This is a genomic window from Hymenobacter arcticus (genome assembly GCF_054779975.1).
Genome location: NZ_BAAGXF010000001.1, coordinates 387,627 through 409,496 on the forward strand (window position 1 = coordinate 387,627; position 21,870 = coordinate 409,496).

21 protein-coding genes are annotated in these 21,870 nt (G+C 64.1%); 13 read left to right on the forward strand and 8 right to left on the reverse strand.

Going from position 1 to position 21,870, the window contains the following annotated elements; translation table 11 throughout:
• Positions 1-68: 68 nt before the first annotated feature.
• Positions 69-1,523, forward strand: coding sequence for a cellulose synthase family protein (locus tag ACYVGC_RS01790; RefSeq protein ID WP_460582063.1), 1,455 nt, complete (start codon positions 69-71; stop codon positions 1,521-1,523).
• 37 nt (positions 1,524-1,560) lie between these two features.
• Here ACYVGC_RS01790 and ACYVGC_RS01795 read toward each other — a convergent pair whose 3' ends face one another.
• Complete coding sequence (locus ACYVGC_RS01795) at positions 1,561-3,006, reverse strand: dihydrolipoyl dehydrogenase family protein (RefSeq protein WP_460582064.1); 1,446 nt, start codon at positions 3,004-3,006, stop codon at positions 1,561-1,563.
• A 119-nt stretch (positions 3,007-3,125) separates the two neighbouring features.
• Between ACYVGC_RS01795 and ACYVGC_RS01800 the strand changes: the two genes are divergently transcribed.
• Positions 3,126-3,656, forward strand: coding sequence for a rhodanese-like domain-containing protein (locus ACYVGC_RS01800; protein WP_460582065.1), 531 nt, complete (start codon positions 3,126-3,128; stop codon positions 3,654-3,656).
• Between the two features lie 43 nt (positions 3,657-3,699).
• On the opposite strand, the gene ACYVGC_RS01805 is transcribed toward ACYVGC_RS01800, so the two are convergent.
• From ACYVGC_RS01805 to ACYVGC_RS01815, 3 genes are all read right to left on the reverse strand, one after another.
• A complete protein-coding gene (locus ACYVGC_RS01805) occupies positions 3,700-4,323 on the reverse strand; it encodes a DUF6134 family protein (protein WP_460582066.1) in 624 nt (207 codons plus the stop codon).
• A gap of 115 nt (positions 4,324-4,438) precedes the next feature.
• Positions 4,439-5,407, reverse strand: a complete 969-nt coding sequence (gene arsM, locus ACYVGC_RS01810; RefSeq protein WP_460582067.1) for an arsenosugar biosynthesis arsenite methyltransferase ArsM — start codon at positions 5,405-5,407, stop codon at positions 4,439-4,441.
• A 77-nt stretch (positions 5,408-5,484) separates the two neighbouring features.
• Positions 5,485-6,285: a DUF547 domain-containing protein gene (locus ACYVGC_RS01815; protein WP_460582068.1), complete on the reverse strand. Its 801-nt coding sequence runs from the start codon at positions 6,283-6,285 to the stop codon at positions 5,485-5,487.
• Between the two features lie 209 nt (positions 6,286-6,494).
• Between ACYVGC_RS01815 and ACYVGC_RS01820 the strand changes: the two genes are divergently transcribed.
• The 5 genes from ACYVGC_RS01820 to arsS all read left to right on the forward strand — a co-directional run bounded on the left by ACYVGC_RS01820 (position 6,495) and on the right by arsS (position 10,552).
• Positions 6,495-7,184 (forward strand): glycosyltransferase, encoded by a 690-nt coding sequence (locus ACYVGC_RS01820; RefSeq protein ID WP_460582069.1) that lies wholly within the window; start codon positions 6,495-6,497, stop codon positions 7,182-7,184.
• A complete protein-coding gene (locus tag ACYVGC_RS01825) occupies positions 7,181-8,209 on the forward strand; it encodes a Rossmann-fold NAD(P)-binding domain-containing protein (RefSeq protein WP_460582070.1) in 1,029 nt (342 codons plus the stop codon). The genes ACYVGC_RS01820 and ACYVGC_RS01825 overlap by 4 nt, the downstream gene beginning before the upstream one ends.
• Positions 8,199-9,026: an SDR family oxidoreductase gene (locus tag ACYVGC_RS01830; RefSeq protein WP_460582071.1), complete on the forward strand. Its 828-nt coding sequence runs from the start codon at positions 8,199-8,201 to the stop codon at positions 9,024-9,026. Before ACYVGC_RS01825 ends, ACYVGC_RS01830 begins: the two co-directional genes overlap by 11 nt.
• Before the next feature lie 58 nt (positions 9,027-9,084).
• Positions 9,085-9,417: an arsenosugar biosynthesis-associated peroxidase-like protein gene (locus ACYVGC_RS01835; RefSeq protein WP_070742308.1), complete on the forward strand. Its 333-nt coding sequence runs from the start codon at positions 9,085-9,087 to the stop codon at positions 9,415-9,417.
• Positions 9,418-9,505: 88 nt separating this feature from the next.
• The gene (gene arsS, locus ACYVGC_RS01840) at positions 9,506-10,552 is read left to right on the forward strand and encodes an arsenosugar biosynthesis radical SAM (seleno)protein ArsS (protein ID WP_460582409.1); all 1,047 of its coding nucleotides are present in this window, start codon (positions 9,506-9,508) and stop codon (positions 10,550-10,552) included.
• Positions 10,553-10,625: 73 nt separating this feature from the next.
• Here arsS and treA read toward each other — a convergent pair whose 3' ends face one another.
• A complete protein-coding gene (gene treA, locus ACYVGC_RS01845) occupies positions 10,626-12,299 on the reverse strand; it encodes an alpha,alpha-trehalase TreA (protein ID WP_460582072.1) in 1,674 nt (557 codons plus the stop codon).
• Between the two features lie 204 nt (positions 12,300-12,503).
• Entirely contained in the window at positions 12,504-13,049 is a 546-nt protein-coding gene (locus ACYVGC_RS01850) for an RNA 2'-phosphotransferase (protein WP_460582073.1), read from the reverse strand.
• 123 nt (positions 13,050-13,172) lie between these two features.
• Between ACYVGC_RS01850 and murB the strand changes: the two genes are divergently transcribed.
• The 6 genes from murB to ACYVGC_RS01880 all read left to right on the forward strand — a co-directional run bounded on the left by murB (position 13,173) and on the right by ACYVGC_RS01880 (position 20,103).
• Positions 13,173-14,219: a UDP-N-acetylmuramate dehydrogenase gene (gene murB / locus ACYVGC_RS01855; protein WP_460582074.1), complete on the forward strand. Its 1,047-nt coding sequence runs from the start codon at positions 13,173-13,175 to the stop codon at positions 14,217-14,219.
• A gap of 125 nt (positions 14,220-14,344) precedes the next feature.
• Positions 14,345-15,352, forward strand: coding sequence for a hypothetical protein (locus tag ACYVGC_RS01860; protein WP_460582075.1), 1,008 nt, complete (start codon positions 14,345-14,347; stop codon positions 15,350-15,352).
• Positions 15,353-15,546: 194 nt separating this feature from the next.
• Entirely contained in the window at positions 15,547-16,092 is a 546-nt protein-coding gene (locus tag ACYVGC_RS01865; RefSeq protein ID WP_460582076.1) for a biliverdin-producing heme oxygenase, read from the forward strand.
• Positions 16,089-18,398 (forward strand): ATP-binding protein, encoded by a 2,310-nt coding sequence (locus ACYVGC_RS01870; protein WP_460582077.1) that lies wholly within the window; start codon positions 16,089-16,091, stop codon positions 18,396-18,398. Before ACYVGC_RS01865 ends, ACYVGC_RS01870 begins: the two co-directional genes overlap by 4 nt.
• 31 nt (positions 18,399-18,429) lie before the next feature.
• On the forward strand, positions 18,430-18,861 hold the full coding sequence (locus ACYVGC_RS01875; RefSeq protein WP_460582078.1) for a response regulator: 432 nt from the start codon (positions 18,430-18,432) through the stop codon (positions 18,859-18,861).
• Positions 18,862-18,885: 24 nt separating this feature from the next.
• Entirely contained in the window at positions 18,886-20,103 is a 1,218-nt protein-coding gene (locus ACYVGC_RS01880; protein WP_460582079.1) for a sensor histidine kinase, read from the forward strand.
• Between the two features lie 45 nt (positions 20,104-20,148).
• Here the strand turns inward: ACYVGC_RS01880 and ACYVGC_RS01885 are convergent, their stop codons facing one another.
• Both ACYVGC_RS01885 and yiaA read right to left on the reverse strand, forming a co-directional pair.
• A complete protein-coding gene (locus tag ACYVGC_RS01885; protein WP_460582080.1) occupies positions 20,149-21,420 on the reverse strand; it encodes a hypothetical protein in 1,272 nt (423 codons plus the stop codon).
• Positions 21,413-21,853 carry a YiaA/YiaB family protein gene (yiaA, locus tag ACYVGC_RS01890; protein WP_460582081.1) on the reverse strand — a complete coding sequence of 147 codons (441 nt, stop codon included), beginning with the start codon at positions 21,851-21,853 and terminating at the stop codon, positions 21,413-21,415. Before yiaA ends, ACYVGC_RS01885 begins: the two co-directional genes overlap by 8 nt.
• Between the last annotated feature and the right edge of the window lie 17 nt (positions 21,854-21,870).

The window sequence follows — 21,870 nt, forward strand, 5'->3', positions numbered from 1 at the left end:
GCCTTTTGCATAAACTTTATAATGAGCAGGTTGAGTAGTATCACTCATTGCTAATTGAAACCCCAAAAATGTTTTTTCTCGCCACCGGGCTGGTCGTCCTCTACGGCCTGTGCCTGGTATTTATGCTCGGGTTCAGTTTCACGCAGGGTCAGCTTACCTGGCTGGCGCGGCGGGCGCGGCCCCTGCCCCCGCCGCCCGCGCCCGCCGCGTGGCCCTCGGTGGCGGTGCAGCTGCCCCTTTACAACGAGCTCAACGTGGTGGAGCGCCTGCTCGATGCCGCCGCCGCCCTCGACTATCCGGCCGACCGCCTGCTCATTCAGGTGCTCGACGACTCGACCGACGCGGGCGTGGCCCTAGCCGCCGCCCGTGTGGCGCACTACCAGGCTCTAGGCCACCGCATTACCCACGTACGCCGCTCCACCCGCCAGGGCTACAAGGCCGGCGCGCTGGCCCACGGCCTGGCCAAAACCGACGCGGAGTTCATCGCCATTTTCGACGCCGACTTTCTACCCGAGCCCGATTTTCTGCGGCGCGTTATCCCCTACTTCACCAGCCCCGACATTGGGATGGTACAAACCCGCTGGGGCCACCTGAATGAGAACGACTCGCTGCTCACGCGCCTGCAAGCCTTTGGGCTGAACGCGCATTTTTTGGTGGAGCAGGTGGGCCGGCAGGCCGGCGGGCACTTCCTCAACTTCAACGGCACGGGCGGCGTGTGGCGGCGCGCCTGCATCGTGGACGCCGGCGGCTGGCACGCCGACACGCTCACCGAAGACCTCGACCTGAGCTACCGCGCCCAGCTGCGCGGCTGGCACTTCCGGTACCTGCCCCAGGTGGTGGCCCCCGCCGAGCTGCCCGCCCACCTGGGCGCCCTGCAAGCGCAGCAGCACCGCTGGAACAAGGGCGCCGCCGAAACCGCCCGCAAGCACCTCGGCCGGGTGTGGCGCACGCCCGGCCTCGGGCTGGCCACCCGGCTGCACGCCACCTTTCACCTGCTCAACAGCTCGGTGTTTGCCGTTATCCTGCTGATGGCGCTGTTGAGCGTGCCGCTGGTTTTTGTGCGGGCTTACCAGCCTGGTTTTGAGCTGGCTTTCCGGCTTGCCGCTGGCTTTGTGCTCACGCTGCTGCCGCTAGCCTACTATTACCACACCGCCTGGCGGCGGGCGGGGCCGCGGGGCGGCCGCTGGTTTGGGCCGGCGTTGCTGCTGTTTCTGGCTTTGTCGATGGGCCTGGCCCTGCACAATGCCCGCGCCGTGGTGCAGGGCTGGCTGCGCCGGGCGTCGCCCTTCGTGCGCACGCCCAAGCTGGGCGCGGGCGGGCCCGGCGCGCCGGCGGCTCACCGCGCTCACCCGCGCCCGGCCGGGCCGCTACCCCTGGCCGAGGGCGCGCTCACGCTCTATTTTCTGGTGGGAATGGCGGCGGGTGTTTACTACGGCAGCTACGGCCTGCTGCCGTTTCAGGGGCTGCTGGTGGCGGGCTTTGGCACGCTCACCGGCTACGGCCTGCGCCAGCGGCTACAGTGAACGAGTAACTCGGACTCGCCGCCTACAAGCTGCTCGTTCACTGTAGCTTATAGGCTGCGTCGAGCGCTGTTTGCAGCAGCGACGACACTTCCTGGTGGTCCACGATGAGCTTTTGGTTGATGCGGGCGGCCACGGGGTACGGGTATATTTTATCGAAAATGGCGCTGATGCCCAGCCCGCTGGCGTTGGCCAGAATCAATTCCTGCACCAGCTCGCCCGCGCCAGGGGCTACCATGGCCCCGCCCAGGATGCGGCGCTTCTGGCCGGGCAGCGGCAGCCGGTTTTTCTCGATAAACAGCAACAGGCGGCTGTCGCGGTAGTCGTCTACCACGGCGCGGTCGTCGTCGGCCAGGTCGGTTTCCCAGCGCTCGTAGGGCGTGCCGCGTCGGTCCAGTTCGGCCGCGTCGAGGCCGAAGTGCGCCACCTCGGGGTCGGTGAAGGTGACCCAGGAAAAATGGTCGTAGCTGAGCTTTTTCTTAATCGGCGAGAAGAAGTTGAACAGCAGCAAACGCACGTGCAGCTCGGCCCCGTGACTGAATTTGAGCGAGTTGGCTGCGTCGCCGGCCACAAAAATGTCATGGTTGGTGGTTTGCAGGTGCTCATCGAGCCTGATATGGCCGTGCGCATCCACCTCCACCCCGGCCCGCTCCAAGTCCAACCCCTCGAAGCTGACCACGCGCCCGATGGCCACGTACACCGCGTCAAACGCTACCCCAAACTCGTCGCCGTGCCGGGGCTTGATGCGGGCTTCGGTGGCCGAGGCAAAGGCCGCTACTTCGGCCTCCAGGTGCAGCGTGAGGCCCTCGGCCCGCAGCCGCCCAGCGAGCACGGCGCTGATGCTGGGGTCTTCCTTTTCGAGAATGCGCGCGGCGCGGTGCACCAGCGTCACCTGCGCCCCGAGGCGCTGCATGGCCTGGGCCAGCTCTACCCCGTTGGGGCCGCCGCCCACCACCAGCAGGCGGCGCGGCAGCTCGCGCAAGTCCCACACGCGCTGGTTGTCGTAGAGGCGCGCCAGCTCGGCCCCGGGCACTTGCAGCGGCTGGGGCCGCGAGCCCGTGGCCACCACAATTTTACGGCCCTTGTACGTCTGGCCATCGACTTCTACTTCGTGGCTACCCACAAACCGGGGCTTGCCGATTTCGACCACAATGCCCAGCCCGCGCAGGTAGTCGGGGTTTTCGTGCCGGCGGATAATCGCCTGGCGCTCTTCAATATACGCCATCACCTGGCTCATATCGGCAGCCCCGCTCACCTGCAAGCCAAAGCGCGTGGCCTGCCGGGCCTGGTGCACCTGCCGGGCCGCGTGCACGAGCGCCTTGCTGGGCACGCAGCCGTGGTTGAGGCAGTCGCCGCCCACCGCCTCGGCAGTGAGGTCAATGAGCAATACCCGCAGCTGCACGCGGGCCATAAACAAGCTCAGGCCCAGGCCAGCGGAGCCGGCGCCCAGCACAATTAGGTCAAAATCAGGGGGTTGTTCGGGCATAAAGCAAGCAGCAGAAAGCAGCGTAAACGGCCGGTGCATTAACCGCCCCGCCCCCGTATTACGTAACCACGGGGCCACCCGGGCAGTCGGGGGCTTCGCTTTTTTGCAGCAGCTACGATATGAAACGGTTTTTCCTGGGGCTGGGGGTGCTGGCGCTAGTGGGCGTGGTGGGGCTGGTCGTGTACCAGCGCCGCCGGCCCGACGCGCCCCCCACCACCAGTTCCCTCTACTCGGCCATGCTCGGCGGCCTACTCAAGGAGTCGGTGCCCTTCGTGAGCGTAGCCCAGCTGCGGCAACAGCCCGCGCCCCCGGTGCTGCTCGATACCCGCGAGGCCCCGGAGTTCGCCGTCAGCCACTTGCGCGGGGCGCGGCTGGTGGGCTACGATAAATTTTCGCTGGCCGCCGTGCAGGATTTACCCAAAGACGCGCCCATCGTGGTGTACTGCTCGGTGGGTATGCGCAGCGAAAAAATCGGCGCGCAGCTGAAGCAGGCCGGCTTCACCCACGTGCGCAACCTCTACGGCGGCATTTTCGAGTGGGTGAACGAGGGCCAGCCGATAGTAACGGCCGCGAACCAGCCCACCGACCGCGTGCACGCCTACTCGCCCACCTGGGGCATCTGGCTCAAGCGCGGCGAGAAGGTGTATTGAGTGGCGGCCCTAACGGAGCGCTTCGCTTCAGCCCCGGCACCGCCTACTTCTCCAGTCGGATAATGAAGTTCTTGAGCGGGTTCTTCTTGATAATCGTAACCAGCTGGCCATTTGCGTATTGATACTCATCCTCGCGGCCATCGCGCAGGGCTTGCCAGCTACCGGCCTTGCCCCGGCTCAGGGCGAAGTAATCGCCGAAATATTCGGCAAACGCCCGCGCCTGGCCAGCTGGCGGCTCACCGAAGAACATATTGGTGACGGCGTAGCGAATAGGCTGCGTTTCGGTGGCCTTGTAATGGTGCTTGTACTGGTCGGCCACGATGTCGTAGTGGTCGCCTTTCCACTCGGCCCGCGAAGCAAAATCGCCCTGGTTGGTATGCGCCTCCACGGTCGAAAGCAGCAGCTGGCCGCTGCGGAAATGGTTGGTTACCTGGTAGTAAATCTTGAGGTGATAGAACAGGAAATTCACCTTCACATCGCTCACCAACGAGTACGTCACATCGGGGCCCACGGCGGCCTGCCGCGTGGCCGTCATGGTGCCCACCCGCAGGCCCGCCACCTCAATGCCGTAGTGCCGCACCTCGGCCGCGGCGGGCTTAGGAGCCTGCGCCAGCGCGGCCAGGGGCAGCGCGCTGATTACGGCGCTTAGTAAAGAGAAATTTGTCATTGCGAGCACAGCGAAGCAATCGCACCCGAACGATAAACGACCGACCAGCGCAGGTGTCGTGCTGGTGCGATTGCTTCGTGGGGCTCGCAATGACAAATTTCTCTTTGCATAAAAATTAACAGCAGCCGCCGCCGTCGTAGTGGTAGGTGGAGGGCGAGATGAAGATGTCATCGCGGCCCAGCGCCGCCAGGTTGCCGGCGGTTTTGTCGCACACGGCCAAGGGCTGGTTCTGCAGCAGCACGTGGCCCTTGTGGTCGTCGAAGTATTCGTCGCCGCCGTAAAAAATGGCGGTGCGGCCCGTGAAAATGCACGGCCCATCGGCCGGCATGGGGTCCTTGATGGCGCACACTTCCACGCTCTCAATGAAGATAACCTCGTCGGTGGCGTAGTGCTGGGGCGAGAGCACGCGGTAGGCGCGCTTGGCCCGCACCTCGATGGTGCCGAAGCCGACCTCGGCAATCATATCCAGGTACTGTTGCAGGGGCAGCGAGCCGGTGAGGCAGAGGGCGCGCAGGCGCTCGTCGGCGCGCAGCTCGTCGCTCATGGGCTGCTCGCAGGTGGGGTCCGACATCACGAGGCGGCCGTGGGGCTTGAGCACGCGGTAGGTTTCCTGGAGGGCGCGCTTGAGGTCGTCGAGCTTGAAGATGTTGAACAGGCAGTTTTGGGCGGCCACGTCCACGCTCTCATCTTCCACAGGCAGGTGCAGGGCGTCGCCGGCGCGCAGGTCCACAAACTCGCTTTTAAACCAATCGTTCTGCTCCTCAGCAGTTTGCATGTTGTCGCGCGAGGCATCGAGCATTTCGCTCACCACGTCTACGCCAATTACCGCGCCCGGCCGGCGGCTGAAGTAGGCAAATTGCAGCAGCTCCATGCCGCCGCCCACGCCCACGTAAAGTACAGTGGGCGAGTTGGTGAGGTCGCGCGGGTTCACGGTGCTGCCGCAGCCGTAGTTCATGCTCAGCATGCGCTGCGGAATGCTGAGGCCGGGCAGCTGCCACACGGGGTTGGTGGTGCAGCAAAGGCCCACCTGGGGCTCCTGGGCCGCCTGGCGGTACACGTCGGCGGTGGTATCTAAGTAGCTCATTGTATGGGTTTAATGTAGCATAAGCTTTAGCTTGTGCCGGCTAGATAACGCACAAGCTAAAGCTTATGCTACAAATTTTACTGCTTGTTCAGGTTCCAGTTGTACTCCAAATAAGAAATCTTGGTGTTGTCGTCCATTTTGGTGGTCGAGTAGCGGTTAACCCACTTCACCACCGACTGGCCGTTCTTTTCCCAGTCGCCCTTGTACCAATCGAAGTACTTGGAGAGCTGAGCGGCCGACTTCCCAATCTTGTTCTTGGCCGGGTTGTTCAGAAAATCGCGGCCCTGGTCGTCAAACTGCTTTTCGAGCTGGGCGGCGGTATAGGCCTCGTTACGCAGGCGGGGGCACGAAATGGAGGCGCACACCAGCGTAAAGTGAATGCGCGGGTCGTCGAACTTCTTGCGCAGAATGCCGTGCTCGATGTTATCGAGGCTCATTTTTTCGCCCCCGATGCTGAAAAACTTGGCCGCCCAGGGCGTGGTCACGAACGGGATTTTGATTTTGGAGCCAATATCCTTGATGCTCTCGACCGGGTAGTGGTCGAGGATGAGGCGGATGGTGTAGGCGTTGTAGGCGTTTATCCAATAGGCCATCTGGTCGGGCTTGCTCCAGTTGGCGGCGGGCGGGTTTTTGCTGAGCAGGGCCAGGTATTGGTTGAAAGCCACTTCATCGGCCTTAAACCCTTTGTAATCAACTAGTCCCTGGGCAGTAACGTGCTTTTTGAGCAGCCGGTCGTAGGCACTGTGGTCCACCACGGCGCTGGCGGCGGGCACGGCGTAGGTGGGCGTGGGCACGGGGTTGAGGCCGGGCACGCTCACGGCCACGGCCGTGAGCGTGCCCGCCGCCAGCACCAGGGCGGCCAGGGTCGAGGTTTTCATGAGCTTGTTCATTGGGGGCTACATACGGAGAAAGGCCCACCCAAAGATTAGCGGGCGCAATCTTCTGAGGGTTAAACCCAATGTCGGCGGGCATTGGCCAGCGCGGCGGCCGGTGCTGCAAACGGCTTTTACCGCAGCATTTTGGTCCAGACCACCCTCCTATTCGTTAATTCGTGCGGAAGTTGCGGCTCCGTAGCCGGTTTGCCCCTATGCTCAGCGTCATTATTCCTACATATAACGAAGCCGCCAACATTGGCCGGCTGGTGGCCGAGCTGCGCCGACACGCCCCGACCGGCGCGGTCGAAATACTGGTGGTGGATGCTAATAGCCCCGACGGCACCGCCGCGGCCGCCCGCGCCGCCGGGGCCACCGTGCTGCCCGCGCCCAAGCCCGGCCGCGCCGCCCAACTCAACCACGGCGCCCGGCACGCGCGCGGCGCGGTGCTCTACTTCGTGCACGCCGACGTGGGCATTCACCCCGGCTACGTGGCCACCATTGCGGCGGCCGTGGCCCAGGGCCACGCGGCGGGCTGCTACCGCTTCCGGTTCGATTCAAAGCACCCGTTGCTGCGCATCAACAGCTACGGCACTCGCTTTAAGGGCATTATGAGCAGGGGCGGCGACCAGACGCTGTTCGTCACGCGGGCGCTGTTTGAGCAGCTGGGGGGCTTCGATGAGCGGTTTGTGATAATGGAGGACTTCGAGATTATCCAGCGCATCCGGCGGGTGGCCAGCTTCTACATCGTGCCATTGGATGTGGTAGTGTCGGCCCGCAAGTACGAAACCAACGGCTGGCTGCGCGTGCAGCTGGCCAACCTCACGGCCTTCGCTATGTACTTTCTCAAGCAGCCGCCGCCGCGCATTGCGCGCACCTACAAAGCCCTGCTCAACTACCGGTGAGTCAGTCATCTCTGCTGCCACGCGTGCTCGTGACCGGCGCCAACGGCTTCCTGGGCCGCCACCTCGTGGCCGAACTGCTGCGCCGCGGCTACCCCGTGCGGGCGCTGGTGCGGCCGGGCAGCCCGCACAGTTCGGCCCTACCGCCCTTGCAATCGCTGCCTATTGAGGTGGTTGAGTTTGACCTGGCTCCCGCTGCCACTAAGGCAACCATGACTGGCCTGGCCGCGGGTTGCGGGGCCATTATCCATGCGGCTGCTTTGGCCCAGGTAAACCCCGCTCGCAATCCAGACGTGGTGCTTACCAATCTCAGTGGCACTGAAAATGCACTTCGCATGGCGCGGCAGCCTGGAATCGCCCGTTTCGTGTACGTGGGCACCGCCAACGTCTTTGGCTTTGGCTCCAAAACCCGGCCCGGCGACGAAACCCGGCCCTACGCCGGCCGCCGCTACGGGCTTGATTACATGGATAGTAAGCGCGCCGCCACCGACCGCGTGCTGGCCGCCGTGGCCCGCGAGCAGCTGCCCGCCGTGCTGGTGCACCCCACCTTTATGCTGGGCCCCGGCGATGCCCGGCCCACCTCGGGCGCGCTGCTGCTGGCGCTACGCGCCGGCCAGCTGCCCGGCTACCCGCTGGGCGGCAAAAACTACGTGCACGTGCACGACGTGGCCGTGGCCACCGTCAACGCCCTCACCCAGGGCCGGGTGGGCGAATCGTACATTCTAGGCAATGAAAACCTGAGCTATCACGAAGCCTTCGGGCTGCTGAGCGGCGTGCTGGGCGTAGCGCCCCCGCGCTGGCCGGTGCTGCCGCCGCTGGCCAATTGCTACGGCGTGCTCTGCGACCTCCGGGCCCGCCTCACCGGCCGCCCCGCCCCGGTAAATGCGGCCATGGCAGCCGTGGCCAACGATGGCCACTACTTCACCGCCCAAAAGGCCCGCGCTGAGCTGGCCCTCCCCCAAACGCCCATCACCCAAGCCGCAGCCGAGGCCCGCGACTGGTTTATCACCCACGGCTATGTCAAGTAAAAAGGCCGGTTCGCTGGCGGGGCAAGTGGTGGTTATCACCGGCTCCGAGTCGGGCATTGGCCGCGCAACGGCTCGCGCTTTTTGCCAACAGGGGGCGGCCGTGGTGCTCAACGGCCGCCAGGCCGAGCGCCTCGAAGCCACCCGCCTGGCCTTGGCCGATGAGGGCTACCCGGTGGCGGCCTGCGTGGCCGACGTCACCGACTACGCCGCCTGCGAGCGCCTTGTGGCCACGGCCATCGCCCACTTCGGCCGGCTCGATATCCTGATTGCCAACGCCAGCATTTCCCAACGCGCCTACTTCGCTGATATGCAGCCTGATGTGTTTCGGCAGGTGCTCGATAGTAACGTGTACGGCGCGGTATTCCCGCTCAAGGCGGCGCTACCGCACCTCATTGCGGCCCGGGGCAGCGTCACGTTCATTTCCTCCATCTCGGCCCTCAACGGCATGCCCAGCGGCTCGGCCTACTGCGCCGGCAAGGCCGCGCTGGCCAACCTGGCCCACACCCTGCGCCTGGAACTAGCTGGCACCGGCCTGCATTTCGGGGTAGTGCACATTGGCTTCACCCAAAACGACCCCGACAAGCGCGTGCTCGATGCGGCGGGCCAGCCCGTGCCCATTGCGCATCGCCCGCCGCGCTGGCAAAAGTCACAGGCCGAGGTGGCGACTATCATTTTGAAACATGTGCGGCGGCGGCGGCGGCGCACGGTTATTTCGGCTCTGGGCCGCCTTATTTTAGTGGTGCATTCGCTGCTGCCCCGCCTCGGCGACTGGGTGGTGCTAACTTCCCAGCGCCGGCTGCGCAATTTTTACGAGTAGCCCGCCCGGCAATCTGTCCCCCGTCTTTTTTTCGTAGTATACTTCAAAGTTCTGCCCCATGGAAACGTATTACAACCCCGCCGACCTCAAGAAATTTGGCAACATCGGTGAGTTTCAGAAAGAGTTTGCCGATAAGTTTTTCGCCTACTACGGGGCCGTATTCGCCGAAGGTGCCCTCACGGCCCGCGAAAAATCGCTCATCGCCCTGGCCGTTTCTCACGCCGTGCAATGCCCCTACTGCATCGACGCCTACTCGGCCGACACCCTGGAAAAAGGCTGTACCGAGCCCGAAATGATGGAGGCCGTACACGTGGCCGCCGCTATCCGGGGCGGCGCTACGCTGGTGCACGGCGTGCAGATGATGAATAAGGTCAAGGAGTTATCGATGTAGTGCAGCGTGGACTCTGTGAGTCCGCGCGTTGTACGATTCCCAACGTTCCCACGCGCGGACTCACAGAGTCCACGCTACTTTCCCCATGATAAAATCTCTCAAGGCCTCCGGCAACCAACTCGCCGATTCGGCTTTTCAGCTCACCGTACTGCGCCAGGAAGTGGTGGATGTGCTGCACCTGCCGCCCTTCCACCAGAAGATGCGGGAGGCCAGCCTGTTTCCGCTTAAGCCGGTGGCCCCGGCGGTGCTGCAAATCAACGTGGGCAAGATGTGCAACCAGGTGTGCAAGCACTGCCACGTGGATGCCGGCCCCGACCGCAAGGAAATCATGACCCGCGAAACGATGCAGCTCTGCCTCAACGCGCTGGCCGCCACCGACATTCCGACGGTGGACCTCACCGGCGGCGCGCCCGAGATGAACCCCGACTTCCGGTGGTTTGTGGAGGAAATCAGCAAACTAGGTCGCAAGGTGTTGGTACGCTGCAACTTAACTATCATCGTGGCCAATAAGAAGTACCACGACCTACCCGAGTTTTTCAAGAAACACGGGGTGGAAGTGGTCAGCTCGCTGCCCTTTTACTCGGCCGACAAAACCGACCGCCAGCGCGGCGATGGCGTGTTCGACGACTCCATCAAGGCCCTGAAAATGCTGAACGCTGTAGGCTACGGCCAGCCCGGTAGCGGCCTGACCCTGAACCTGGTGTATAATCCGGCCGGGGCCTTTATGCCCGGCCCGCAGGCGGCCCTGGAGCGGCAGTTCAAGCAGGCGCTGCTCAAGGACCACGGCATTGTGTTCAACAGCCTGTTTGCCATTACCAACCTGCCGGTGAGCCGCTTCCTCGACTACCTCGTGGAGTCGGGCAACTACGCGGGCTACATGGAGAAGCTCGTGAACGCCTTCAACCCCACGGCGGCGGCCGGCGTGATGTGCCGCGACACCATTTCGGTGGGCTGGGACGGTGGCCTCTACGACTGCGACTTCAACCAGATGCTCGACCTGCACGTGGCCAGCACCGGCCAGCACATCCGCGATTTCGACGCGGCGGCCCTGGCACAGCGGCCCATCGTGCTCAACCAACACTGCTACGGCTGCACAGCGGGCGCGGGCTCCAGCTGCGGCGGCACCGTGGCGTAAGAAGTACCGGGGCAGTGCCTGCCACGCCCCGATACTTCTTACATAACATATTGATAATCAATAAATTAGCTTGCTACGGCACCGGTACGACGCTGCGCTTATCCATTGATTTGCGGGTGGGGCGGCTGCCGGGGGCGGTAGCGGGGCGGGGCACGGCCCGCTCCATTTTGGCCCGCTGCTTGGCGTTTTCGAGGGTCAGCAGCACGCCGTTGGTCCAGCCGAAGCCGTCTTGCAGGGGATATTCGCCACCGCCGCCGGCGGCGGTACCGGTGGCTTCCACGTTATACTTTTCGAGGAGCTTGCCGGTTTGCATGAAGCCGCGCACGTTGAGGCGGGCCCAGCGGTCGGCAACGGTATCGGCCAGGGCTTGCTGGCCGTAGCGGCGCAGGCCCACGATGGCCAGGTACTCCAGCGGGGCCCAGGCGTTGGGGGCGTCCCACTGCTGGCCGCTGTGCACGGGGGTGGTGAGCAGGCCGCCGGGCCGCAAAAACTCCTGCTGTAAATGACTCGCCACCTGGCTGGCCTGGGCGGGCGTAGCCACCCCAAAGGCCAGCGGAAACACGGCGGCCAAGGTGCGCGCCGGCGTGGGCTGGCGCTTATCGAGGTCATAATCAGTGTAGATACCGGCCTTGGCGTCCCAGCAGTAGCGCCGGATGGCGGCGGCCCGCCGCTGGGTGAGCTGGCGGTAGCGCGGGGCCTCGGCGGAGTCGCCGGCTTGGCGGGCGGCCAGGCCCAGGGTTTGCTCCAGGGTCAGCAGCAGGCAGTTGAGGTCCACGGGCACGAGGCGCGTGGTGCGGATGGTGCCCAACCCCTGGCCGGGCTCAAACCAGCGCGAGCTGAAATCCCAGCCCGAGGCGGCGGCGGCGCGCACATTGCGGTAAAACTCGGCCGGCGGCTGGGTGCTGGTTTTGGCGGCTTCCACGTCTTCGCGGTACGACTCCTCGCGGGGCTGGTCGCTGTCGTCCCAGTAGCGGCTCAGCAGCTCGCCGCCGGGCATGCGCACGGCTAGGCGCTCGGCGGTGCCGGGTGCGGGCTGGGCGCCGTTGGCGGTCCAGTAGGCGTATTCTTTCAGCAACTGGGGCTGAAACTGGGTGAGGGCGCGGCTGCCGGGGCCTTCGCTTTCGGCCAGCAGCTGCACCATGAGGGCAAAAAACGGCGGCTGCGAGCGGCTGAGGTAGTAGGTGCGCGTGCCGTTCGGGATGTGCCCATAGCGGTCGATGAGCGAGGCAAAATCGGCCACCATGTCGCGCACCAGCGCCGTGCGGCCGGCCTCACGCAAACCCAGCATCGTGAAGTACGAGTCCCAGTAGTACATCTCGCGGAAGCGCCCGCCTGGCACCACGTAGGGCCGGGGCAGCGGCAGCAGCGACGAGTACGGCACCGGTTGCAGCTGGGCCGGCCGGCTCAGCACCGTCCACAGCGTATCGAGGTGCGCCCGAATGCCCGCCTGGATGTTGCTGCGATAGTCGCTGGCCACCGCCGTGGGTGGCATAAAATACTGCTTTACAAAGGCTTGCAAATCAAACCCCGGCTGGCCGCGCAGGTGCTCGTAGGCGGCCACTACCTCGGTGGGCGGCGCGGTGGGCAGCGCATCCACAAAGGTTTTGCCATCCGGGTACACCCGATTCATTTGGATAGCCTCAAACAGGCCGGGGTACAGCTGGCGGGGCGTGGGATTGGGCGTGGGCTGGGCCGCGGCGGCCAGGCCCGCCAGCAGCAAGCTGGCACTGAGGAAGAGGCGTTTCATGAGGCAGGGCGACGGGTGGGAAGGGGTAAAGGTGCGGTTTTTTTCGTTTGTTCTTAAAGTAAGTAACCAGAACGTCATGCTGAGCTTGTCGAAGCATCTCTACCACGCCATCGGGGGTTACTTATCACTAACGGCGCGGTAGAGATGCTTCGACAAGCTCAGCATGACGTTCTAGGTTATTGCCTTTTCACCAGGCTCCTCCCGTCAAGCCTCCCGCACGTACTCCGGCGGCACGGCCTCGGTGAGCCACACGCCGTTGCCAGAGCGGTAGAACACGCCGCCGGCCGCGTGCCAGGCGGCGGCGTCTACGGTCAGCAGCACGGGGCGGCCCCGGCGCTGGCCCACGCGGCGGGCGGTGGCCTCATCAGCCGTGAGGTGCACGTGGTGGCGGCTCATCTTTTGCAAGCCGGTGGCCCGGATGGCAGGCAGCGCGGCCGGGGCGGTGCCGTGGTAGAGCACGGCGGGCGGCGTGGCCGGGGCCAGCTCCAGGTCGACGGCCACGCTGTGGCCCTGCTGGGCCCGCAGGCGCTGGCCGGTCTCGTCGTAGGCAAAGCGCTGTTTGTCATTATCTTCCACCAGGTCGTCGAGCTCGTCGTGGGTGAGCGGGTGGCCGTGGGCAGCGCAGGCGGCCAGCAAGTCGGCCACGGCTACCCAACCGCCGGCTTGCAGCGTCAGGCCGATGGCCTCGGGCTGGTGGCGTAGGTGCTGGCTCAGAAATTTGCTATGGCGGGTGGCGTCTTGCGGGTTCATGGTGCCTAATGTAGGGTAGCGTGGACTCTGTGAGTCCGCGCGTGGGGGCGTTTGGCAGGGTCGTTCGGCCATCGGGCCACGCGCGGACTCACAGAGTCCACGCTACTTGCCGACCTTTGCGCCATGCCGCTCTTCGAAGAAAACGTTTCGCTCCGCCCCTACAACACCTTTGGCCTCGATGTGCAGGCCCGCTACTTTGCGCGCTTTGCCTCGGTGGAAGCGCTGCGCGAGCTGCTGGCCCAGCCCGAGGTGCAGGCCGGCCCGCTGCTCATTTTGGGCGGCGGCTCCAACCTGCTGCTCACCCAAAACTTTGACGGCGTGGTGCTCAAAAACGAGCTGATGGGCCTCGAAATCATGGGTGAAGATGCCGATACGCACACCGCCCTGCTGCGCGCCGGGGCCGGCGAAAGCTGGCACGGCCTGGTAACCTACGCCCTCGACGAGGACCTGAGCGGCGTCGAAAACCTTTCGCTCATCCCCGGCACGGTGGGCGCGGCCCCGCTCCAGAATATCGGGGCCTACGGCGCCGAGCTGCAAGACACTTTTGAGCGGCTGGAGGCGCTGGAAATCAGCACCGGCGAGCTGCGGGTATTTGGCAAGGAAGCCTGCGGCTTCGGCTACCGCGAAAGCGTGTTTAAGGGCGCGCTCAAAAACCAGTTTGTGGTGACGTCGGTGGTGCTGCGGCTGCACCGCGCCGCGGCCGCCCGGCCCACCAACAGCAGCTATGGCGCCATTCGGGAAACGCTGGCCGAGCTGGGCATTGAGGACGAGCCCACCCCGCGCCACGTGAGCGAGGCCGTGGTGCACATTCGCCGCTCGAAGCTGCCCGACCCGGCCGAAATCGGCAACGCGGGCTCATTTTTCAAAAACCCCGAAGTGTCGCAGGCCAGGTTCGACGACCTCAAGCGCCGCTACCCCGGCCTGCCCGGCTACCCGGTGCCGGGCGGCGTGAAGGTGCCCGCGGGCTGGCTCATCGAGCAGGCCGGCTTTAAGGGGCTGCGGCGCGGGGCGGGCGCGGGCACCCACGGCGTGCACGAGCGCCAGGCGCTGGTGCTCGTGAACCACGGCGGGGCCACCGGCCAGGAGCTGCGCGCGCTGGCCGAAGAAATCATCCGGGCCGTGGGCACGCAGTTCGGCATCGAATTGCACCCCGAAGTTAATATCTTGTGAATGAGCTACTTATTGGAATAGCAACATTTTTAACCTTGGCTTAACCGCCCTTAATTGCTTGTCAGCTAGCTTTGCACCTTAATTTACACGCCTTTTTTACAAGTAGTGCTATTTCTTTTCTCCATATGATTTTTGCTACGCCTCTAGTTGTCGCCACTTTGCTCAGCAGCCTGGCGGGCCCTGCCCCCAAGCCCGCCGCTACGCCCCCTGTCACGGGCGTGCAGTCCATTAAGGCGGCGCGGGCACTGGGCGCGGGTGCCACGGTGACGATACGGGCGGTGGTGCTCAACGGCCCCGAGCTGGGCGGCCTGCGCTACGTGCAGGATGGCGAGGCGGGCCTGGCCCTCTACGCCCTGCCCACCCGCGTGCCGGGCTTCGACGAGCTGCGCGCCGGCGACAGCCTGCAAGTAACCGGCCAGCTCAAGAGCTATAATAACCTGCTCGAAATGGACCCCATTATGGCGGTGCGCAAAATCAGCGGCGGCCACGCCCTGCGCAGCCTCAAGGTGCCCATGGCCGACGTGGGCAGCGCCTTTGTGGAAGCCAACGAGGGCCGCCTGCTCGAAATAACGGGCGTGTCGCAGCTCACCAACCCCACGGGCACGCCCGTGCAAACGCTGACCGCCAACGCCAACTTCCTGCTCGACGGCGACAAAAACGCCCTGCTGCGCGTCACCAACGCCAGCACCGGGCCCACCGGCCTCATCGACTCGGCGGTGCCCAAGGGCGAGTCGTTTGACGTGCGCGGCATCCTGAGCCAGTTTTCGCCCAGCGGCACGGGTGGCTACCAGCTGCTGCCGCGCCTGGCCAGCGACATTGTGCGCGGTGGCGGTGTGCCCCGCATCACCGGCGAGCCCGTGCCGGTGGGCACCACGCCCCAAAGCTTCACCCTGGAGTACACCACGCTGTACCCCGGCGACACCCGCCTCAAGTTTGGCCCCTCAGCCACCGAGCTCACCCAGGAGCGCCTGGTGGCGGACTTTACCACCCAGCACCGCATCACGGTCGATGGCCTGGAGCCCGGCACCACCTACTACGTGCTGGTAAGCTCGCGCAACGCGGCGGGCACGGCCTCTTCTACGCCGGTGCCCATTATCACGGGCGGCAAAAAGAGCACCCGCAAAAACCGCTAGGCCCCGCGGCCGGGCTTTAACAGGCTCCTCCATAATAGTTTGCATAAGCCTGCTCATCAATTAGATGAGCAGGCTTATTTTTTGACCGTCCGCTTTCTATTATTGTGACTTTCGTGGTGCCGGCTTTTTGGGGTTAATTTGCATCTTCTGGCCGTCCTGTTTCTGCGTTGAGTAATCCGTCTGTTCCTGCTCCTTTGTTGGCGCGCCTGCGCGCCGAAACCCGCCCCTACCACGATGCCGTGGAGCAAAACGAGTTCAACCGGGCCCTGGCCACGGGCACACCCAGCGCAACGGCCACCGAGCGGTTTTTAGCTAAGATGTACGGCTTCATGCAGCCCTACGAAACCCAGCTGCAAGCCCACGCCGCGGCCCTGGGCCCGGCCTGGGAAATCCCTGAACGCCTGCGGACTCCCCTCCTGTTGGAAGACCTGCGGGTATCCGCCAGTGAGTTGCCGCTGTGCCCGGCTTTGCCGCCGCTGGCCACGCTGCCCCAGCTGCTGGGGGCCATGTACGTGCTCGAAGGCTCGACGCTGGGCGGGCAGGTGCTGGCCCGCCAGCTGGCCAAGGCCGGCCTCGACCTGGGCCGGTTTTTCACCGGCGCGGGGCCACTTACCGGGCCGCGCTGGAAATCGTTTTGCCACTTGCTGACTACCACGGTTGCCCCCGAAGAGGAGGCTGCGGTAGTGCAGTCAGCCATTGTCACCTTTCAAACGCTGGCCGACTGGCTGGTCCGCCCGTGAGCCTCCCCGACGAGCGCCTGCTTGACCAGGCCATTACCCTCACCAACTGCGACCGCGAGCCGATTCACACGCCGGGGTCCATTCAGCCCTACGGCTTTGTGCTGTGCCTTGATGAGAACACGCGGCACGTGGCGCACGTGAGTGAAAACACGACCACCCTGCTGGGGATAGACCCCGCCGATTTGTTTAACGCGGGGCTGGGCTGCCTGCTGGCCCCCGCCCGCGTGGCCGAAGTGGAAGCGTGCTTTGCCAGCCTCACCACCGCGCACCAGCTGCTGGGCGTGCGCCTCGAGCTGGTGGCGGGGCAGCCCTTCTACAAGCTCATTATGCACCGCCACGACCGGCTGCTGTGGCTGGAGTTTGAGCCGGTGGTGGAGAGCGGGCCCGCTACCCTCGACCTGCCCCTGCTGAACGCCGCGCTGGGCCAGATGCTGACCGCCGGCTCGGTGGCTGAGTTTTGCCAGCAGGCCGTGGCGCAGGTGCGCGCCCTCACGGGCTTCGACCGGGTGGCCATCTACCGCTTTGCGCCCGATGAGAGTGGCGAGGTGGTGGCCGAGGCCACCAGCCCCGGCCTGCCCCCCTGGCTGGGGCTGCGCTACCCGGCCAGCGACATTCCGCAGCAGGCGCGGGCTATGTATCTGGTTAACTGGCTGCGCTTTATTCCCGATGCTAGCTACGTGCCGGCCCGCCTGGTGCCGCTGCGAGTGGCCCGCACCAGCCGCCCGCCCGACATGACCTATGCGGTGCTGCGCAGCGTGTCGCCCATTCATATCCAGTACCTGCACAACCTGGGCTCGGCGGCCACCATGACGCTCTCGCTCATCCAGGACGGGCAGCTGTGGGGCATGATTACCTGCCACCACCGCACGCCCCTGCTGGTGAGCTACGAGCTGCGCGAGCTGTGCCAGTTCATTGCCAAAACGTTTTCGGCCCTGCTCGGCTCCAAGCAAAAGCAGGACGAGCTGGCCTACCAGCTGCGCATTCGGGAGCGGCAGGTGCGGCTGTTTGAGCACATTTCGCACACGCCCAATTTTGTCGAAGGCCTTTATAAACAGACCCCTACGCTGGCCGGCGTGCTGGATTGCGGCGGCGCGGCCATCTGCTTCGATGGCGAGATAACCCTGCTGGGCAGCACGCCCAGCCGCCCCCAGGTGGAGGAGCTGCTCGCCTGGCTGCAAGCCCACGTGCAGCAGGACGTATTTCACACCAGTTCGTACGCCAGCCTCAACCCGGCGGGGGTGGCCATTCGGGGCACGGCCAGCGGCATTTTGGCGGCGGCGCTGGCCGAGGCCCCCGGCAACTACCTGCTCTGGTTTCGGCCCGAGCTGGTGGAAACCGTGACCTGGGCGGGCCAAAATGAAAAGGTGCAGCAACTGGCCAATGGCGAGCTGTTTTTGTCGCCCCGCCAGTCGTTTGAGGCCTGGAAGCAGCTGGTCGAGAACACGGCTGCACCCTGGCAGCCCCTGGAGCTGGCGGCGGCCCAGGAAATCCGGCTGCACATCTCCGACGTGCGCCTCAAGGTGTTCAACGAGCTACACGCCCGCGCCCGCGCCCTGCAGCAGCTCAACACGGAGCTGGAGCGCAGCAACGACGAGCTGGACTCGTTTGCCTACGTGGCCTCGCACGACCTCAAAGAGCCGCTGCGGGGCATTCACAACTACTCGCTTTTTTTGCTCGAAGACTACGCCGACCAGCTCGATGCCGACGGCGTGAGCAAGCTGCAAACCCTGGTGCGCCTCAGCCAGCGCATGGAAGGGCTGATTGAGGGCCTGCTTCAGCTGTCGCGCGTGGGGCGCATTGAGGTGGTTTTCAAGGAGGTAGACATGAACGAGGTAGTGGCCGGGGTGCTCGACCTACTGCACCCGCGCCTGGAACAAACCCAAACTACGGTCACGGTACTGGGCCCGCTGCCCACGGTGCTGGGCGAGTACCTATGGCTACAGGAAATATTTAACAACCTCGTAGCCAACGGTATAAAGTATAGCGACCAAGCGGCCAAGGCCGTCACTATTGGCGTAGTGGGCAGCGGCGTGGTGGTACCCGGCGGCCCGAGTAGTCCATCCAATTTTCATGTCTTTTACGTACAAGACTATGGCATCGGGATTGACCCGCGCCACCACGAGAATGTATTCAAGTTGTTCAAGCGCCTCCATGCCCAGGAAAAGTATGGCGGCGGCACCGGGGCTGGCTTAGCCATTGCCAAGAAAATGGTTGAAAAACAGGGCGGCCGCCTATGGGTTGCTTCTGAATTAGGCCAGGGAGCTACCTTCTATTTCTCGCTGCCCAAGCAGCTATCCGTTTTATAATTAATTATAGTAAGCCGTGATTACCAGCCCGTTGAAGCCCATCTTAGTGGTGGAGGATAGTGCCGAGGACTTTACCGCCTTGGGGCGCGCCTTTCGCAAGCACGCCCTCCAAAACCCCGTGCTGCGCTGCGAGGATGGCGACCAGGCCCTCACCTACCTCAAGGGCTACGGCAAGGCGGTGGGCTGGCCGGCCACGCTGCCTGCCCTGGTGCTGCTCGACCTTAACCTGCCGGGTACCGATGGCCGGGCGGTGCTCGAAATTCTCAAGCGCGACCCGCTGCTGCATTCCATCCCGGTTATTATTTTCAGCACCTCTTCCAGCTCGCGCGATATTGAGGATTGCTACCGCCTGGGGGCCAACAGCTACCTCACCAAGCCGATTGAGTACAGCGCGCTGGAAGAGAAAATTCGGCTCACTATCAATTATTGGCTGGGGGCCTCGGAGCTGCCGGCGCTTAACTAAGGCGCTCATCCCTGAACGTGTAAGGTGAAGAAAATTCTTCTCGTCGATGACAATGAGCAGGACCGGCAGCTTTACCGGCGCTACCTAGGTAAGCAGCTGGGCCACGAGCGGGTAGAAATTATCGAAGCTTCCTCAGGGCAGGAAGCCATTAAGCTGTTTGCCAGCACCCAGCCCGACTGCGTGCTGCTCGACTACAACCTGCCGGACGTGGACGGCCTCGATTTGCTGGCCCAGTTCAAGCAGCTGGCCCCGCCCGATGGCTTGTGCGTGGTGATGATAACGGGCGGCGGCAACGAGCAGCTGGCCGTGCAGGCCCTGAGCATCGGCGCCCTCGATTACCTGGTCAAGCAGCAGTTCGACCCCGAGCTGCTGGCTAAAACGGTGGTGCACGCCATCGAAAAAAACGAGTGGCGGCAGTACCAATCTAACTACCACCAGGAGCTGCAAGCCATGAACCAGCAGCTACGTGAGTCGCTGGAAATGGTGGAGGAAACGCGCCACGCCCTCGATGCCAAGAATGCGGAGCTCACCATTGCCAACCAGCAGCTGGCCCGCACCAACGCCGACCTCGACAACTTTGTATACGCCGCCAGCCACGACCTCAAGCAGCCGGTAAACAATCTGCGCGGGCTGTTTGACGAGCTGCGCGCCACGGCCACGTTTGATGACCCCTTCGCCCCCAAAATGTGGGACCTGGCCGACGACTCGCTGCGCGTGCTGGCCACCACCATTGCCGACCTAGCCAGCGTGGTGCAGGAAGAGCGTCAGCCCGCCAACGAGCCCGTGGAGCAAGTGGCCATGGCCGACATAGTGGCCGAGACCACCCAGGCCCTGCACTTGCAAATAACTGATAGCAAAGCTTTTATAACTAATTGCTTCGAAGCGTTACCCGTGCTGCGCTACTCGCCGCGCAACCTGCGCACCATCTTGCTCAACCTGCTGGCCAACGCCCTCAAGTACCGCCACCCCGACCGCGCCCCGCGGGTGCGCCTGCGCACCTGGCTGGCCGCCGGCCATCCCGTGCTGGAAGTGCAGGACAATGGCCTGGGCATTGACCTGGAGCGCCACCGGGGCGAGCTGTTTCAGCTGTTTCGGCGCTTCCACCCCGATGCCGCACCGGGCACAGGCGTGGGGTTGTTCCTGGTCAACCGGCTGGTGCAGGCGCAAGGGGGCCACATTGAGGTAGCCAGCCAGCCGGGCGAGGGCACTACATTTAATATTTATTTACAAAATACTGATTAACAGCATTTTGTAAATAAATAACGCATTTATAAGAAATAGGCATCGTTACGAAAACGGCCCGTAGCTCAGCAGCACGTAGAGGTGCCAGCTGGCGACTACGGCCAGCACCGCAGGCCGGGCGTAGCGCGCAGGCCAGTGCGGCAGCAGGCCCGCCAGCAAGCACAGCACCAGCGGCAGCAGCGTGTAGGCCAACCGCTCGGGATAGTAACCCAGCAGGGCAAAAAACAGCCCGAAGCAACCAAAAACCCAGCCCAGCGCCGGCCCGGTACCAGCGGGCAGCACCGGCTGGCCACGAAGCCGGCGCCGCCACCAGGTAGCCGCCAGCAGCAGCGCGCCGCCCAGCAGCCACCAGCGCATAACCCCAATGCTGGCGGCGTAGGCTTGCAGCTTAGTCGCTACCACATTGCTAAACTCCGGCCAGGGCAGCGGCCAAGCCTCGGGCAGCCATACCAGTTGATGGAAGCGGGCGGCCTCGTGGTTGTAGTAAGCGGTACCCTGAGTGCGCAGCAAGGCAATCCACAGCAAGGTGGGCAGGCCAAAGAGCAAGCCGCTCAGCAGTAGGCGGGCCACCATCGGCAGCCAGCGCCGGCTGGCGCTTAGTACGCCTCGGGCGGCCCACACTACCCCATAAGCCAGTGCGGGCCAAGCCAGTACGAAGCTGCCGTACACCAACGGCAGCAGCCCCAGCGCGAAAGCCAGGCCCGCCAGCTGGCTGCTGCTTAGCCGGCGCTTTGCCACCTCCAAGACCAGCGCCAGGCAAAAAAGCGGCACCAGAAAGGCAAACATCTGCTGATGGGCCGTCCAGAAAAAAGCCTTGGTGATGGGGTTAGCCACCAGCACCCACGCCAAGGCGTAGAACTGCCAGGCCGCACCCTGGCCAGTAGTCAGCACCATGTATAAGTACCTCAACAACAGCATACTGACTAGCAATGCCAGCCCATTGAGCAGCACAAAGCCGGCGTAGTAGCCGGCAATGCGCGGGTCCTCGGGGTAGAAGGGCAGCACCAGGCCGTGCCGGCTGGCCAGGCGCAGCGCGGCTGTGAGCGGGTAGCCCACAGCCGCGCCTAGCAATGCATAGAGCGGGCGCGACTGCCGTACTTCCTGGGGCAGCAGCAGCCGGCGCGGCTCCTGGGCCACGAGGATGTAGCCGTAGCTGTCATGGTTGACCACGAAGCCCACGCCGGGAACCAGGCGCACGTATTCGCCCCAGTATTCTACATCGGGCTGGCCCTGCGGGGCCGGTGATAGCCAGAACGATAGGCAGGCCGCCAGCAGCAACGCCACCAGCGGCACCAGGCCCCTGAGGTACCTAGCCAAGCGGCGGCTCCTCCCGGTTGGGGCGGGCGAGGCCCTGCATATCGCGGGTGTTTTTTTGCACCGCAATGGCCGCGAACAAGCTCAGCAGGAACGACATGGCATAGAAACCTTTCTCGCTGGCCGTGAGCGTGGCGTTCCACAATCCTATTACCAGTAGGCTGATGGCCAGCACGGTCGAAAACCAGCTCAGGCCGTAGTAGATGTTGGTGACGATGACGCCGTCTTGGCGGTCGCGCACGCTTTTTTGCACCGACACGGCCGAAAATAGCCCGTACATGAGCACGGTGAAGTAGTAGCCTTTCTCGTTGAGCACCATCTGGGCATTCCAGAGGCCAATATTGTAGGCCACCATGCCGGCCAGCAGCGCTACCCAGGAGGCGATAATGAAGGCGGGAGATGGCCCCTGGGGCACGGTGCGGGCAGAAGGATTCATGAGTATAGGATGATGAC